At 63.7% G+C, this 12,918-nt stretch carries 18 protein-coding genes; 12 read left to right on the forward strand and 6 right to left on the reverse strand.

Annotated elements, in window-relative coordinates:
• The first annotated feature begins 65 nt into the window (after nucleotides 1-65).
• Genes I5E68_RS15105 through I5E68_RS15115 form a run of 3 tightly spaced genes read left to right on the forward strand, consistent with a single transcriptional unit; the run spans nucleotide 66 to nucleotide 980 of the window.
• Nucleotides 66-284, forward strand: coding sequence for a hypothetical protein (locus tag I5E68_RS15105; RefSeq protein ID WP_197165449.1), 219 nt, complete (start codon nucleotides 66-68; stop codon nucleotides 282-284).
• Nucleotides 285-294: 10 nt separating this feature from the next.
• Nucleotides 295-513 (forward strand): hypervirulence associated TUDOR domain-containing protein, encoded by a 219-nt coding sequence (locus I5E68_RS15110; RefSeq protein WP_197165451.1) that lies wholly within the window; start codon nucleotides 295-297, stop codon nucleotides 511-513.
• Nucleotides 513-980, forward strand: a complete 468-nt coding sequence (locus tag I5E68_RS15115) for a DUF1810 domain-containing protein (protein ID WP_197165453.1) — start codon at nucleotides 513-515, stop codon at nucleotides 978-980. Before I5E68_RS15110 ends, I5E68_RS15115 begins: the two co-directional genes overlap by 1 nt.
• A gap of 80 nt (nucleotides 981-1,060) precedes the next feature.
• On the opposite strand, the gene I5E68_RS15120 is transcribed toward I5E68_RS15115, so the two are convergent.
• A complete protein-coding gene (locus tag I5E68_RS15120; RefSeq protein WP_197165455.1) occupies nucleotides 1,061-1,336 on the reverse strand; it encodes a hypothetical protein in 276 nt (91 codons plus the stop codon).
• Between the two features lie 225 nt (nucleotides 1,337-1,561).
• Here I5E68_RS15120 and I5E68_RS15125 point away from each other — a divergent pair, with 225 nt between their 5' ends.
• From I5E68_RS15125 to I5E68_RS15135, 3 genes are all read left to right on the forward strand, one after another.
• The gene (locus I5E68_RS15125; RefSeq protein WP_197165457.1) at nucleotides 1,562-2,104 is read left to right on the forward strand and encodes an Rrf2 family transcriptional regulator; all 543 of its coding nucleotides are present in this window, start codon (nucleotides 1,562-1,564) and stop codon (nucleotides 2,102-2,104) included.
• A gap of 16 nt (nucleotides 2,105-2,120) precedes the next feature.
• Nucleotides 2,121-2,288: a hypothetical protein gene (locus I5E68_RS15130; RefSeq protein ID WP_197165459.1), complete on the forward strand. Its 168-nt coding sequence runs from the start codon at nucleotides 2,121-2,123 to the stop codon at nucleotides 2,286-2,288.
• Nucleotides 2,289-2,681: 393 nt separating this feature from the next.
• Nucleotides 2,682-4,844 carry a M3 family metallopeptidase gene (locus I5E68_RS15135; protein WP_228727219.1) on the forward strand — a complete coding sequence of 721 codons (2,163 nt, stop codon included), beginning with the start codon at nucleotides 2,682-2,684 and terminating at the stop codon, nucleotides 4,842-4,844.
• A 126-nt stretch (nucleotides 4,845-4,970) separates the two neighbouring features.
• Here I5E68_RS15135 and I5E68_RS15140 read toward each other — a convergent pair whose 3' ends face one another.
• The gene (locus tag I5E68_RS15140; RefSeq protein WP_197165461.1) at nucleotides 4,971-6,236 is read right to left on the reverse strand and encodes a dipeptidase; all 1,266 of its coding nucleotides are present in this window, start codon (nucleotides 6,234-6,236) and stop codon (nucleotides 4,971-4,973) included.
• A 605-nt stretch (nucleotides 6,237-6,841) separates the two neighbouring features.
• Between I5E68_RS15140 and I5E68_RS15145 the strand changes: the two genes are divergently transcribed.
• The 3 genes from I5E68_RS15145 to I5E68_RS15155 all read left to right on the forward strand — a co-directional run bounded on the left by I5E68_RS15145 (nucleotide 6,842) and on the right by I5E68_RS15155 (nucleotide 8,993).
• Nucleotides 6,842-7,306 (forward strand): cupin domain-containing protein, encoded by a 465-nt coding sequence (locus I5E68_RS15145; protein ID WP_197165463.1) that lies wholly within the window; start codon nucleotides 6,842-6,844, stop codon nucleotides 7,304-7,306.
• Between the two features lie 841 nt (nucleotides 7,307-8,147).
• Entirely contained in the window at nucleotides 8,148-8,576 is a 429-nt protein-coding gene (locus tag I5E68_RS15150; RefSeq protein WP_197165465.1) for an OsmC family protein, read from the forward strand.
• A gap of 27 nt (nucleotides 8,577-8,603) precedes the next feature.
• Complete coding sequence (locus tag I5E68_RS15155) at nucleotides 8,604-8,993, forward strand: hypothetical protein (protein ID WP_197165467.1); 390 nt, start codon at nucleotides 8,604-8,606, stop codon at nucleotides 8,991-8,993.
• Between the two features lie 35 nt (nucleotides 8,994-9,028).
• Here I5E68_RS15155 and I5E68_RS15160 read toward each other — a convergent pair whose 3' ends face one another.
• Nucleotides 9,029-9,502, reverse strand: a complete 474-nt coding sequence (locus I5E68_RS15160) for a COG3650 family protein (RefSeq protein WP_197165469.1) — start codon at nucleotides 9,500-9,502, stop codon at nucleotides 9,029-9,031.
• Nucleotides 9,503-9,869: 367 nt separating this feature from the next.
• On the opposite strand from I5E68_RS15160, the gene I5E68_RS15165 reads away from it, so the two are divergent.
• The 3 genes from I5E68_RS15165 (at nucleotide 9,870) to I5E68_RS15175 (ending at nucleotide 11,401) form a co-directional block, all read left to right on the forward strand.
• The gene (locus I5E68_RS15165; protein ID WP_197165471.1) at nucleotides 9,870-10,151 is read left to right on the forward strand and encodes a hypothetical protein; all 282 of its coding nucleotides are present in this window, start codon (nucleotides 9,870-9,872) and stop codon (nucleotides 10,149-10,151) included.
• A gap of 289 nt (nucleotides 10,152-10,440) precedes the next feature.
• Nucleotides 10,441-11,052: a hypothetical protein gene (locus I5E68_RS15170; protein WP_197165473.1), complete on the forward strand. Its 612-nt coding sequence runs from the start codon at nucleotides 10,441-10,443 to the stop codon at nucleotides 11,050-11,052.
• A gap of 97 nt (nucleotides 11,053-11,149) precedes the next feature.
• Nucleotides 11,150-11,401, forward strand: a complete 252-nt coding sequence (locus I5E68_RS15175) for a DUF2061 domain-containing protein (RefSeq protein ID WP_197165475.1) — start codon at nucleotides 11,150-11,152, stop codon at nucleotides 11,399-11,401.
• 22 nt (nucleotides 11,402-11,423) lie between these two features.
• Here I5E68_RS15175 and I5E68_RS15180 read toward each other — a convergent pair whose 3' ends face one another.
• The 3 genes from I5E68_RS15180 to I5E68_RS15190 all read right to left on the reverse strand — a co-directional run bounded on the left by I5E68_RS15180 (nucleotide 11,424) and on the right by I5E68_RS15190 (nucleotide 12,701).
• Nucleotides 11,424-11,831 (reverse strand): hypothetical protein, encoded by a 408-nt coding sequence (locus tag I5E68_RS15180; RefSeq protein ID WP_197165477.1) that lies wholly within the window; start codon nucleotides 11,829-11,831, stop codon nucleotides 11,424-11,426.
• A gap of 143 nt (nucleotides 11,832-11,974) precedes the next feature.
• Entirely contained in the window at nucleotides 11,975-12,355 is a 381-nt protein-coding gene (locus I5E68_RS15185; RefSeq protein ID WP_197165479.1) for a DUF4440 domain-containing protein, read from the reverse strand.
• 52 nt (nucleotides 12,356-12,407) lie between these two features.
• Nucleotides 12,408-12,701 (reverse strand): hypothetical protein, encoded by a 294-nt coding sequence (locus tag I5E68_RS15190; RefSeq protein WP_197165481.1) that lies wholly within the window; start codon nucleotides 12,699-12,701, stop codon nucleotides 12,408-12,410.
• Nucleotides 12,702-12,918 lie beyond the last annotated feature (217 nt).

Below are 12,918 nucleotides of genomic sequence, written 5' to 3' on the forward strand. Positions count from 1 at the left end.
GGAACGCATGGGCGTTCTGGCGCGTTGACGATGGATAACCAGAAAATCCATCGGAGAGACGCAACATGGAACGCCGAGGATCAGAAGTTCACCTGAGCGAAGACGAAGCGCGCGGCGGCTCGACGCCGCATATCCTGCGTTTCGTCCTCATCATCAGCCTTGCACTCGCCATCGTCGCAATGTCGGCAGTGTGGATCACCGGTGCCCTGACCGGCGGCGGCGAGGACGAGGCGACTGCCGACCAGCCGGCCATGGCGCAGGACGCCCCGGCAGGCCAGCCCTGAACGGGCGGTCATGAGCAACAGCTATAAGACCGGCACGAAAGTCCGCTGGCATTGGGGTAGCGGCAGCGCCACCGGCACCGTCACCGAGCGCTTCGAACGGCGGGTGCAGCGTACCATCAAAGGCAGCAAGATCGTGCGCAACGGTTCGGACGACAACCCCGCCTACCTGATCGAGCAGGACGACGGAGACCGCGTGCTCAAGAGCGGCTCCGAACTGGAAGGCGCCTGATGGACGCGCCGGCCAGTCGGCTGGACCTACAACGTTTCGTCGATGCGCAGCACTCAGTCTGGACCGAGGCGCTGGGTGAATTGCGTGCAGGTGCGAAGCGCGGCCACTGGATGTGGTTCATCTTTCCGCAAATCGCAGGCCTCGGCCGGAGCGACCTGTCGCGTTTTTACGCCGTTCGTGACCTTGAGGAGGCCTGCGCCTATCTCGAACACCCCGTTCTTGCTCCTCGCCTCGTCGAAGCCACGCGCGCGGTCAGCGAGAGTGGTCGCCGGCGCAGCGCACGTGCGATGCTGGGAGAAGTCGACGCGATGAAGCTGCGCAGCAGTCTCACGCTATTCGACTACGCCGACTGCCATTGCGGTACCGATCCCGCCGCAACCCCCTTCGGCGAAGCGCTATGCCGTCTTTTCTCGGGGCAGCGCGACCGGCTCACCCTGGAGATCGTTGCCGAAACGGCAGCAGACTGAAACGAGACACACCAAAAAACCTCCCGGAACATGTCCGGGAGGTTTTTCTCGATCGGATTCTTGCGAAGGACCCGGCGCGCTTACTGCTCGCCGTTATCCTTGACGCCGACAGTCGGAACCTCGACCTCTTCCTTCTTGGTGCCCACGACGACTTCCTTGCTGTCGACATCGACATTGGGAAGCTCGCCGCCCTGGACGCTGACCTCGGGCATGTCGCCGCCATCGACGTCCGCGGACCAGAAGCCGGTCGCGAACAGGAAGGCGATGATCGCAACTGCAATGATCGCGATGATCGCAATAGCCTTACCCGGACCGCCGCGCTTCACGACGACGCGTTCATTATAATGTTCCGCCATGTGTGCCTCTCCATATTTTGCTTACCGCGACACAACGCACTGCGATTCCAAATTGTTCCACGCCACCCGCGCCCGCCCGGCACAGTGCGCCCTTTGGCATCGGAGCAAGGTGGCGGATGAGTCCCGTTCCAGTACGTTTACGAGACACCGGTCTCAGTAAAGCGCTGTACCTGCGCGCAACGCTCGCCTAAGCTGGGACCATAAAAAGATAAAAGGAGAGGAGCCGTGCGCCTTACCGCGCATACCGATTATGCCATGCGCATCCTGCTGCATGCTGCGGCCGCACGTCAGCGTGACCCGCGGCTGCTGCTGTCGATCGCCGAGGTTGCGAGGGCACACGATATTTCGCGCAACCATGCGATGAAGATCGTCAGCCACCTTGGCCACGCCGGGTTTCTGGAGACAGTGCGCGGGCGCAGCGGCGGCTTCCGGCTGGCCCGCGAGCCGGAAACCATCCGCATCGGTGCTGTCGTGCGCAGTACCGAACCATGTCTCGAGCCGGCATTGTGCAAGACTTGCGCGCTCAACGGGGCCTGCGGCTTCTCGACCATGCTCGACAAGGCCGTCGCCGCATTCCTAGCCGTACTCGACGATTGCACCCTCGCCGATGCCACGAGGACTACGCGCATCGATCTGACAGGCGGGGGCCCCGCCGGGTCGCTAGGCCTGCCTGCGGACAACAAGTCGGCGCAACATACCGAGGAAGAACGTCTCGACGATTATCCGATCCCGGGAACCGGGACGGCCCGCCGGGCGTTCTCCTCTTGAGGAGAGGAGAAAATCAATGACCATCGGATCGACCATCCCGTTTCGTCGCAACGACGATCGCGGACGCACGGGCTCGTTGCTGCTCGATCGCGGACGCGACATGCGCGTTCGCGAGGAGCGCAAGGAGCTTGCGCACAAGGACGGTATGAAAGTGTGGTCCTCGGGGCATTTCCGCAGGGGCTGACAGCCCTCGGCTTACCCGCCTTGCCCCGGGCGTCGACGATCCCGGGCGGTGAGCTACATCACCGCCCGGGATGACCCTGCGCTGCGCATGCTTCCCGCAGCACCCTTGCCTTGGCACGTCCTGCCACTGCCAAGTGTCGCGCCATCGCTGAACCGCAGTCGGCTTCTCTCGATGACAGGCAAGAAAACTGCACTGGACGAGTGAGTTTCGTATCAAACATGCGGCCAGGGCGCGCGCTTTGAAACCGTGGCAGCAATGCGCGCAGCCCCCTTGCAATACCCCGATCGAAACGCTTCACTCGGCACCATGACAGCGTCTGCAGGTCCCCCCGTCGCGTGCGCAATGCACGGACACTTCCCCCATCCCCCCTGCTGACATCCAGGAGACGTCCGAATGAAGAACCGGCTGATGGCGGCCGCGGCGCCAATCGCGCTTGCCACCCTTTCGCTCACGGGAGCTATGACCATGTCGAGTGAGGCCCACGCTGCCAGCGATGCGACCGCTTACGATGGCGTCTTTGCCAAGCCGAGCACGCTCTCGCTCGGAGCGCCCGACTTCACCAAGTACAATGACAGCGACTGGCAGCCTGCCATCGAGGCCGGCATTGCCCAGAAGCGCGCCGAGATCCGCGCCATCGCGATCCAGCGTTCGGCCCCGACCTTCGAGAACACCCTCGTCGCGATGGAGCGTGCAGGCCAGCTCTTCGACCGTGTCTACAACGTGTTCAGCCAGCTGACCTCGGCCAACACCAGCGACAAGCTCGATGCCATCGAGACTGCGGTCTCCCCGCAGATCGCTGCTCTGAACGACGACATCTACCTCGACAGCGCCCTGTTCGCGCGCGTCAAGGCCGTGCACGACAGCGCTCAGGGCAAGGCTCTTACCGGCGAAGACGCCATGCTGCTCAAGACGACCTACGACAAGTTCGTCCACCGCGGCGCGTTGCTCGACAACGCCAAGAAGGCCGAGCTCAAGGACATGAACGGCCGCATTGCCGAACTCGAGACCAAGTTCGCGCAGACGCTTACCGCCGGAACCGCCGCGCATGCCGTCGTCTTCGACAGCGCGGACGAACTTGCCAGGATGTCCGATGCCGCCATCGCCGCGGCCGCCAAGCGCGCCGAGGACAAGGGCATGCCCGGCAAGTACGTCATCCCGCTGCTCAACTTCACCCAGCAGCCGGCCCTTGCGCAGCTCGACAACCGCGCCTCGCGCAAGAAGCTGTTCGAGGCGAGCATCAACCGCACCTCCTCGGGCGACGAGTTCGACACCACCGGCATGGTCACCGAACTCGCCACGCTGCGCGCGAAGAAGGCCAGGCTGCTTGGCCAGCCCGACTTCGCCACCTTCCAGATGTACGATCGCATGATCACGACGCCTGCCAAGGCGATGGAATTCATGAACGGCTTCGTGCCCGCGCTGCGCGCGACGCAGGACCGCGAGACCGCGCTGCTCACCGAAGCCGCGCGTGCCGACGGCATGACCGAAGCGCTGCAGCCCTGGGATTGGGGCTATTACGCCGAGAAGGTGCGCGAGGCGAAGTTCGATCTCGATGAATCGGCGATCAAGCCCTACTTCGAGGTCTGGAACGTGCTCGAGAACGGCGTCTTCTACGCCGCCACGCAGACCTACGGGATCACCTTCAAGCGCCGCGAGGACCTGCCGGTCTACCATCCGACGATGCGTGCCTACTCGGTCTACGACAAGGACGGCAGCGAGCTCGCGGTCTTCTACTTCGATCCCTTCTCGCGCCCCAACAAGAACGGCGGTGCGTGGATGAACAACTTCGTCGAGCAGTCCGACCTGCTCGGCAACAAGCCGGTCATCAGCAATACGCTCAACATCGACCCGCCCGCACCCGGCCAGCCTGCGCTGGCCAGCTGGGACAACGTGACGACGATGTTCCACGAGTTCGGCCATGCATTGCACGGCATGTTCGCGCACCAGAAGTACCCTTCGCTCTCGGGCACCAACACCGCGCGCGACTTCGTCGAGTTCCCCAGCCAGTTCAACGAGAACTTCGCCACCGTTCCGGCCGTGCTGCAGCACTACGCAAAGCACTACGAGACCGGCGCACCGCTGCCCGCAGGGCTGCTCGACAAGATCGAGGCGGCAGGCAAGTTCAACCAGAGCCTGACCTTCGGCGAAACGCTGAGCGCTGCCATGCTCGACATGCGCTGGCACACGCTCAGCCCCGAAGCCGCGGCACAGCCGCCGCTCGCCTTCGAGGCAAAGGCGCTGTCCGAGAACGGTCTGCGCTCCGACCTGATCCCGCCGCGCTACCGCACGCCCTACTTCCGCCACATCTGGGACAACGGCTATGCGGCGGGCTACTACTCGTACATCTGGACCGAAGTGCTCGCCCACGATGGCTGGGACTGGGTCGAGAAGCACGGCGGCATGACCCGCGCAAACGGCGATCACCTGCGCGCCTCGTTCCTCGGCCAGGGCCACACCAAGGACTACGCGGTGCTCTACCGTGACTTCACCGGACACGATCCCGAGCTCGAGCCGATGCTCGAGGCGCGTGGTCTCGCGGGCGAGGCCGCGAAGTAAGCGCAGCGACGCTGCCCTGCAGGCAATGACGAAAGGGGCGACGACCATGCGGTCGCCGCCCCTTTTTCGTGCCCGATGCGGGGCCGATCTGCCGGCGAGGTCAGCCCTGGCCGATAAGACCGCAGATCAGAAGGTCGTCGGGGATTCGATCGCCGGATCGTCGACGTGGGCCTTGGCGTAGGCCTCCGCCGCCTTGAGCACGCGCATGATGTTCCCGCTGGCGATCATCTTGAGCTGCTCCTTCGAGTAGCCCCGGCGCGCAAGCTCGGTGAACAGCGCCGGGTAGGCCGAGACATCGGGCATGCCCTCGACCCCGACCGAACCGCCGTCGAAATCGCCGCCGAGACCGACGTGCTCGGCACCGATCCGCTTGACCACATTATCGACGTGATCTGCGATCTGCGAGAGCGTCGCGACCGGCTTGGGGTTGGCCTGCTCCCATTGCGTCATCCCCTGCTCTGCCACCTGCGGCGCGTCGGGATGAAGCGTCGCGAGACGGGCCTGCTCGCCCTTGCGGTTCGCCCCCCACTGACGCAGCGCTTCGCTGACGTAAGTGGGGTAGAAGTTGACCATGACGATCCCGCCATTGACCTTGAGCCTGTCGAGTACAGCATCGGGCACGTTGCGCGGGTGGCCGTCGACCGCGAATGCGCCCGAATGGCTGAAGATCACCGGCGCGCGCGCCACATCGAGCGCATCATTCATCGTCGCGGCCGACACGTGGCTGAGATCGACCAGCATGCCGATGCGCTGCATCTCGCGCACCACGTCGCGCCCGAAATCGGTCAGTCCTCCATGCTCGGGGGCATCGGTCGCGCTGTCGGCCCAGGGCAGGTTCTTGAAGTGGGTGAGCGTCAGGTAACGCGCACCCAGTTCGTACATCTGGCGCAGCACGCCGAGCGAGGAGCCGATCGAATGGCCGCCCTCCATACCCAGGAGCGAGGCGATCCGCCCCGACTTCATCGCCTTTTCGGCATCGGCGGCACTGGTCACCAGTTGCAATGTATCGGGGTTATCGGCGATGATCCGCTTCATCACGTCGATCTGTTCGAGCGTCGCCTGGACGGCATGCGGGCCATCGAGCGTTGCCGAGACGTAGACCGACCAGAACTGCGCCCCGACCTTGCCCGCACGCAGGCGCTTGATGTCGGTCTGCATCGGGCCAAGACCCTCCCCGGCATCCGCCGTATTCATGGTATCGGCAAAGTCGAAGCCCTCGAGCATGTCCTTGCGCCGTTCGCGCAGCTGCTCGGGCACGTCATTGTGTCCGTCCCACACCGGCGCCTCGCGCAGCGCCTGCGCCGCGACCTCTTCGGGGGTGGCTGCGATACCGACAGCGGGCCAAGCGGCACCGAGAGCAAGAAGGCAAGCGAGCGGGAGGTGGCGAGGCATTGCAGGATCTCCGGAAAAAGGCGGTCGACACGGTCTCCGCAACTTTCCCTGGGCCAGCCCTTCCAGGCAAGCCCCGCTGCAGTGCAATATGCACAAGAAGCGCTGATTTTCATGAAAACAGGAGAGACATGAAGCCGTCGATGCAAGGCGAGTATTGCGACGGGTTCCGGGTTTCCCCTCATGCCCGCTGCCACGCCCGGTTTCCAACGCCCCCCCCCCGAGGGCGAGGAAACCCAAAGCACCGACGGCTTCTGTCAAAAATGGCGACATGGCCGCCATTCCCTGCACAGGCAGGTTTAGAATTGACCGCTTTCGAATACCTTAATTTTGGCCAATATCCACGCAATTAATAAATTTTCATCGCCAGACCGATGCCGTAAGCCGCTCCGACAGCCCGCAGCGACGCTAATCCGCCATATTTCGCTCCCATGCATCCAGGCAGGAAACACCTGTTCTCACGTCGTAAGCCTGCGGCAATGTATGCAATCCTCGTGAGGTCGCTTGTTGCGCTCGCTCTATTGGAGCGGAGCCCCGCCCCATTTACACCATGAACGCCAATCCCGGCCTGGATCGAGGAGCCCTTTACCTTGGTGCATGTCCCGCCAATGCCTCACGCTCTCACCAACCGCGATGCCGCTGCCGTCATCGACCGCCTCGGCCTTGCCCCGCACCCCGAAGGGGGCTGGTACAAGGAGACCTGGCGCCCGAGCGCTCCTGATGGAACACGCCGCCAAGCCACCGCGATCCATTTCCTGCTCGAGCGCGGCCAGCGCTCGCACTGGCACAAGGTACTGGACGCCGACGAGATCTGGCTATGGCATGCGGGCATGCCACTGGTGCTGGCCATGGCCCAGGATGATGCCGGCCCGGTCTCACGGACCGTGCTTGGCCCCGACATTTTCGCCGGGCAAGTACCGCAGGTGCGCATCCCGCCAGGCTGGTGGCAGGCGGCCGAACCGGTGCACGACGATGCCTCGTGCGGATGGTCTCTGGTGAGCTGCGTGGTTGCTCCGGGCTTCGAATTCTCGAGCTTCGAACTGGCCTCGCCGGACTGGGCGCCCGGGTGTTGAACTGCCCCTGCCTAGTTGCCCCCTCCCGAACCGCCATTGCCGAGCACCGCTCCAAATAACAGGGCGCGGGAAGGTCAAGCCTTGCCCGCGCCCTGTCTTCTCCCCTTCCCTCGGCTCCTGTTCCGACCGAGCATTCGCCCCCGACGTCCTGCGCCGGTGTGTTGTCTCAGCGATATTCCGGTCGGACCTCACTCCCTGAAGCGCGTGTTCTGGCAGCACCCTGCAGGCCGGCCTGTGGCCGTACCCGCCCGGATCGCGTGTCCCGCATGAGATTACCGTGCGCTGGTCCCGCTCCAACCATCGAACAAGCGAACAGGGAAATCCCTTCGACCAGCGATGCCAGGAACATGGTCATGACGGAAAACCTCCCTCGGGACGGCGACCCTGTTTTTCGGCAAATCCTCTCTTCTTGACCTTCGAATACCACGACCCGACACAAGTGGAAAGAAATAAATATAGATATTTCATTACCTTGCATTAGTGCAGCGCAACAAGGACTCCGTACTTCACAGTACAGAAAAAAGGCGGCCCACATGTTAGCGCAACCAGTCGGATTTGCGCATGAGGCTCGGTATTATCCCCCGGCCAGCACGCGATATTTCCGCTGTCCATCACAATTCCGAAATATGCGCGTCATGGCCCTTGCCGCGTGCAAGCGACACTTCCCGCCCTTGGGGTGCGTGCCTGACCTTCTCCATGAAGCGCAGCCCTGCTGCACTGCAACCTGTCGCCGCGACGTGAATGGCCCGACAGTTCCGGCGATCGCGGAACAAGTTCGCGCCGCGCGTTGTTGTCTTTGGCAAGTCACCCCGCAGGGGACACGCCAGATGGAAAGACAGACATGAGCACCAATACAGCTTCCGCCCGCTACGAAGGTCTCGGCAAGCAAGGCAAGGGTTCGATCTCAACCGGCTCGGGCGCTCTCGACGCCCAGCCCTATGGCTTCGCAACCAGATTCGAGGATGCTCCGGGCACCAATCCCGAGGAACTCGTCGCCGCGGCGCATGCAGCCTGCTTCACGATGGCAACGAGCTTTGCGCTGGCCAAGGCAGGCCACGAGGCCGGCTCGCTCGACACCACCTGCACGGTGACGCTCGAAAAGGATGGCGATGGCTTCGCCGTGACCCGCTCGGCACTCAAGCTTACCGGGCACGTTGCAGGGATCGATGAAGATGCGTTCGTCAAGATCGCGCAGGAAGCCAAGGCGAGCTGTCCGCTTTCGAAGCTGCTGAATTGCGAAATAACCCTCGAGACCGTGTTCGAGGGCTGACCGCCAAACCGGAAAAGGTGCACGACCATGGCCCGATCCGAACTGCCTTTCCTGCCAAGTAGGGCTCTCGTTGCACTCGTCGGCACGCTGCTTCTCGGCGTGCTCACCGGTGCCACGATACCGACCAGCATGAAGGCCCCGTTCGGACCGGACTGGCGTCGTGATTACGGCGTGCGCTTCGATCCCTCTCTCCCTGCTGCCAGCTTTACGGCGAGCAGGGAGCGCCTTGGCACCGAGCTGGTAATCGAAGCCAGCGCTTCCGGAACACTCGCAACCGCGGCGGACAAGGCGGAGACCGACGCACTTCGCCCAGACATGCGCCAGGTCGCAACGGATGCCCGGGACGCCACGAGCAAGGCCTCCCCGACCGCCCTACCGGAGACCCCGGCCATCATAACCGATGACATCCTGATCTGAGGGTAACGGCGATGGCCCGGTGCGCCGCTGCTCGCCTAGTTCTCGCCGCCACTGTAAGGTTGCGCGTCGGTCCAGGCACAGCCTCGGCGCAGCGCATCGCCAAGCTGGAGGGTCGCTACGAAGGGATAAGTGCGATCCGACATGGTGTCGCTGCATGCGCCGGGCGTGACCGCGAGAACCACTTCCCTGCTCTCGCCACCTTCGCGCGATGCCAGCTCCCCGCTGAATGAGAGCCCACCCCGACCGGCGAAGCGGCGCACGGCAATTGTCGTGCCTTCGGGATTGTCGGGCGTGGTATAGAGCATGTCCTGTCCCGTGACATTGCCCCCCCAGAACGGTTCGTTGCCCGCGAACCGGATGGTGTCCTCGGGCGCGATCCCCTGCCACGGCCGATGATCTGCGGCGTCTCCGGGAAGCGAAGCGTCGCGGCCATTGCAAGCAACCAACGCGAGACAGACCACGAGAGCAAGCGAGCGCAAAGGCGCGAACGGGGGACGGTAGCGGGCCATTGCCACCAGCCTATCGCCAGCCACTTCTCGGGGCAAGCAGACAGCGACCGTACGACATGCACCGGAATTCAGCTTTCCCGTTCGGCCTTTGGCGCCGCTGATTCTCTGCCCTCAACCTCAGGGAGGCCGGGATTTCTATCCGACTGGCGAACACAGAAGCCCATTTGAAGATTCTCAAACAGATACCCTGGGCGATTTCCCAAGGAATATCCGTAAGGTGCGCAAGGATTGCGTTTTCTGCAAATGCTAGTTCCGCAATTTGCATTGTCTGTACCGGCAGTTTTGTGGATGCTGCATCGCAACAAGATAAGAGGTGCCCCGAGGCAACTTCCTGAAAGACATCGAACCGACACTAAGGGATTTTGCCATGTTCAAGACTGTTTTCGCCACTGCCACCCTCGTCCTCGCCGCTGCTCCGGCAGTCGCTCAGGCCGACGACGCCCGCAACTTCTCGCACGAAGGCGTCGACTACGCCTACACTTCGGAGAAGAAGGGCAACGTCACCGTGATCGAGGGCAAGGCTTCGGGTAACGTGCCGTTCCGCCTTTACGTCAAGGGCGACCACATCTCGGGTACGTTCAACAACCGCTACGTGAGCTTCAGCAAGGCCGACGTCGTTCGCGACAACGCGATCTTCGCCGCTGACTGATCCGGCCACGCAAGCGAAGGGCCACGGCGCGAGCGGGCAGCATTCTCTCTCCCAAGCTCGCCAGCGCCGAAGCCTGACAATCGAGGGCGTCATCCAGCCGGATGACGCCCTCGACGCGTTTCTGGCCCACGTCCGCTTTGCCGCACCACCGCACGCCTGCAAGAAACGATGACCGCTCGTCGCAGGCGTGCTAGGTTCACGCCATTAAGCTTGGCGACATCGGCCTTCGGCCATGACGCAGTGCCGTTGACGGCACACCCCGCCACGCCTCGGAAACAAAAGCAGTCGCATGAGCAAGACGATATGGCTGGTCGGCATCGTGGCCGGCGGCCTCATTGGTGGATTTCTCGCCGCGGGCATGAACCGCGAGGCGATGGAGCGCTGGAGCGAACCCGAGGTGGCAAGTGGCATCGGTGGTGCGCAGGAGACCGGGGACGGCTATTACGCCGATGACAACGGCGGCTACGCGCAGGACGATGTCGGGGCGCAAGGATACGCCATGGCGCCGGGGCAGGATTTTGGCGACAACGATGAATATGCGGCCGGAGAAGCCCGGCTGCCCGCGTGGATGGCACCGCCGTCGTCGGATGACGGTTATTATGCGCCCTACGACGACGGATATCGGGGGCCGGGCGACAATGGCCCCTTGCACGACCCTTACGCCGCAGCTCGCGATCGGCTCGAGCGCGCATCGCGCGAAGGATCCCGCCGCTACAGCCCGATCGATCGATACACCTCGCCTGATATCGAGGGTGCAACCGGCGGGAATGCTCAGCTCGCGTCTCCGAATACGCGTTCGACGGCCTCCGGGAACGGCGGCAAGAGCAGCGCTGCGGATGCCGCAGCGCGTGCGAGTGCCGCGGCGCAGGACGTCCTCGATGCGATGAACGAGCCGTCCTAGAGCGCCACTATTACGATCACAGTAAACGGCTTCGCAGGCTTCATATTGCGATCAATTCGCAATAGACAGACGCCCCACCCCAAGGAGGAACTGTCCAATGCCCCGCGACCTCGCCAAGACCTTCAGTTTTCTAGCCCTCCATCTCGTGGTGGGTTTCAGCGTGGCCTACGCATTTACCGGCTCGGCCACTCTGGCCGGCGGTATCGCGCTGATCGAGCCACTGGTGAACGCGGTGGTGTTCTTCTTTCACGAGCGCGCATGGCGGGGCGAGGTTTCGCGATCGGGAGATCCGGACCCCGGGCTTCTCAGGGCGCTACGTCATCGCCACGATCACCCGATCGTCGCTTGAGAAACTGCCGCGGGACTGCGCCTCAGTGAGCGCTGCGCGACTCGCGGTTCCCCGGAACGACGCGGATCCGGAGCGAGGGATCGCTTTCGTCGATGCCGAATTCATCGGCGATCTCGGCAAGTTGCTCGGCGATCCAGGCTTCGTCGGCATCCATCGCAATCGGATAGCGCGCCAGCACCATCCCCGCGGCCATGTCCACGACGCAGAAGTGCCCGGTCGCACTGTGCTCCTGCAGCGCATCGAGGTCCAGGCCCTCCGCCAGACGCCAGTCGCCCGCTTCGGTGTGCCGGATACGCTTGCCGCAATGGCGGCAACGACACTGCAGCGAGCCGTCCTCGCCCCGGTATCGCTTGCCATCGGGAACGTGGCTGCGCGCGTACCAGCACCTGTCGACGGTGTCGGGCATGATCGTCCGGTACTGCGTGTACATCACCAGGCTCCTGCGAGGTTTTCGTCCATTCGCAGCTTAGGACGGCAGTCGCAGCAAGAAGTTAACCCCGCCCCTCGCACCAATACTGAACGAGGACCTCTACCCGCGCCAGATTGCGCGCAGGCATGGTTAAGCCGGGTGCCTCAGGCCATGGTCGTGAATATCTCGGCCTCGATGACCCATTCGCCGCGTACCTCGCGCCACTTGGCGCTGTAGAGGCCCGAGGCGAGTACCTGCTCTGCGTCGCCACCGATGCCCTGCCAGGTGCCCTGCTCCATCGCGACGGGAGCGACGGGAGACACGCTGACTTCGCCCGGGGTGCGCGTGTAGACCATCCTGTCCGCCGCAGCGAAATCGCGCTTCCACACCTTCACTTGCGCCATGCGCCCGGCGATGACCGCGCTATCGGTGCCGGTGAGCATCACGCAATCGCGCGCGAGGATCGGTCCGATGGCAGCGGCGTCGCCCTCGGCGATGGCGCGGTTGAAGGCGGCCCGGCGGGCACGGATGGCGATTTCACTCATGCGCCAGGGCCCTGCCATGTCGCAGCAGGACTGGCCAGCCCCCTGTCGCGGCTCAGCGCTGCCGGGCGAGCCGGCGGCGGTTGGCGCTGACGCGCTTGCGGTAGTGCCTGACCGCCTTGTGCGCGGTTTCGGCAGGACTTGCCGAACCTGCCCCGGAAAGCGCCACCGGCAGAAGCGCGGCGGCGCGCAGCTTCTCGGCGACCATGCGCTGCATCTCGCGTCCGGTACCGGGCTGCCCCATCAGCGCACCGCTCGTGCGCATCGAGATCACCATCAGTGATTCGGCCCAGAGCCACCAGGCATCGTGGGCCAAGAAAAACCACTCGAAAGCGGGGTCGCGACGCATTTTCGCAAATTCCTTGCAGTGGAGGAGCCCGTAGATCCGGGTTGCAGGACGATCAGGCATTTCACGTTCTGCGAACGTGTGCAGGCCAATCGATTCCCGCTCTGAACGTCTCATATCGCACTTGCAGCATTGCCCCAATCAAAAAGGGCGCGCGCCTTTCAGCACACGCCCTTTTTACGCCCCGGTCAGCTGCTCGAAGCGGCAGCCGGGCGCGTCA

This window comes from Novosphingobium aureum (genome assembly GCF_015865035.1).
Taxonomy (GTDB): domain Bacteria; phylum Pseudomonadota; class Alphaproteobacteria; order Sphingomonadales; family Sphingomonadaceae; genus Novosphingobium; species Novosphingobium aureum.

Excerpts from the sequence above, each read along its gene's own strand:
- I5E68_RS15105 (WP_197165449.1), top strand. The coding sequence starts at position 66 with ATGGAACGCCGAGGATCAGAAGTTCACCTGAGCGAAGACGAAGCGCGC.
- I5E68_RS15110 (WP_197165451.1), top strand. The coding sequence starts at position 295 with ATGAGCAACAGCTATAAGACCGGCACGAAAGTCCGCTGGCATTGGGGT.
- I5E68_RS15115 (WP_197165453.1), top strand. The coding sequence starts at position 513 with ATGGACGCGCCGGCCAGTCGGCTGGACCTACAACGTTTCGTCGATGCG.
- I5E68_RS15120 (WP_197165455.1), bottom strand. The coding sequence starts at position 1,336 with ATGGCGGAACATTATAATGAACGCGTCGTCGTGAAGCGCGGCGGTCCG.
- I5E68_RS15130 (WP_197165459.1), top strand. The coding sequence starts at position 2,121 with ATGACCATCGGATCGACCATCCCGTTTCGTCGCAACGACGATCGCGGA.
- I5E68_RS15135 (WP_228727219.1), top strand. The coding sequence starts at position 2,682 with ATGAAGAACCGGCTGATGGCGGCCGCGGCGCCAATCGCGCTTGCCACC.
- I5E68_RS15140 (WP_197165461.1), bottom strand. The coding sequence starts at position 6,236 with ATGCCTCGCCACCTCCCGCTCGCTTGCCTTCTTGCTCTCGGTGCCGCT.
- I5E68_RS15145 (WP_197165463.1), top strand. The coding sequence starts at position 6,842 with ATGCCTCACGCTCTCACCAACCGCGATGCCGCTGCCGTCATCGACCGC.
- I5E68_RS15150 (WP_197165465.1), top strand. The coding sequence starts at position 8,148 with ATGAGCACCAATACAGCTTCCGCCCGCTACGAAGGTCTCGGCAAGCAA.
- I5E68_RS15155 (WP_197165467.1), top strand. The coding sequence starts at position 8,604 with ATGGCCCGATCCGAACTGCCTTTCCTGCCAAGTAGGGCTCTCGTTGCA.
- I5E68_RS15160 (WP_197165469.1), bottom strand. The coding sequence starts at position 9,502 with ATGGCCCGCTACCGTCCCCCGTTCGCGCCTTTGCGCTCGCTTGCTCTC.
- I5E68_RS15165 (WP_197165471.1), top strand. The coding sequence starts at position 9,870 with ATGTTCAAGACTGTTTTCGCCACTGCCACCCTCGTCCTCGCCGCTGCT.
- I5E68_RS15170 (WP_197165473.1), top strand. The coding sequence starts at position 10,441 with ATGAGCAAGACGATATGGCTGGTCGGCATCGTGGCCGGCGGCCTCATT.
- I5E68_RS15175 (WP_197165475.1), top strand. The coding sequence starts at position 11,150 with ATGCCCCGCGACCTCGCCAAGACCTTCAGTTTTCTAGCCCTCCATCTC.
- I5E68_RS15180 (WP_197165477.1), bottom strand. The coding sequence starts at position 11,831 with ATGTACACGCAGTACCGGACGATCATGCCCGACACCGTCGACAGGTGC.
- I5E68_RS15185 (WP_197165479.1), bottom strand. The coding sequence starts at position 12,355 with ATGAGTGAAATCGCCATCCGTGCCCGCCGGGCCGCCTTCAACCGCGCC.
- I5E68_RS15190 (WP_197165481.1), bottom strand. The coding sequence starts at position 12,701 with ATGCGTCGCGACCCCGCTTTCGAGTGGTTTTTCTTGGCCCACGATGCC.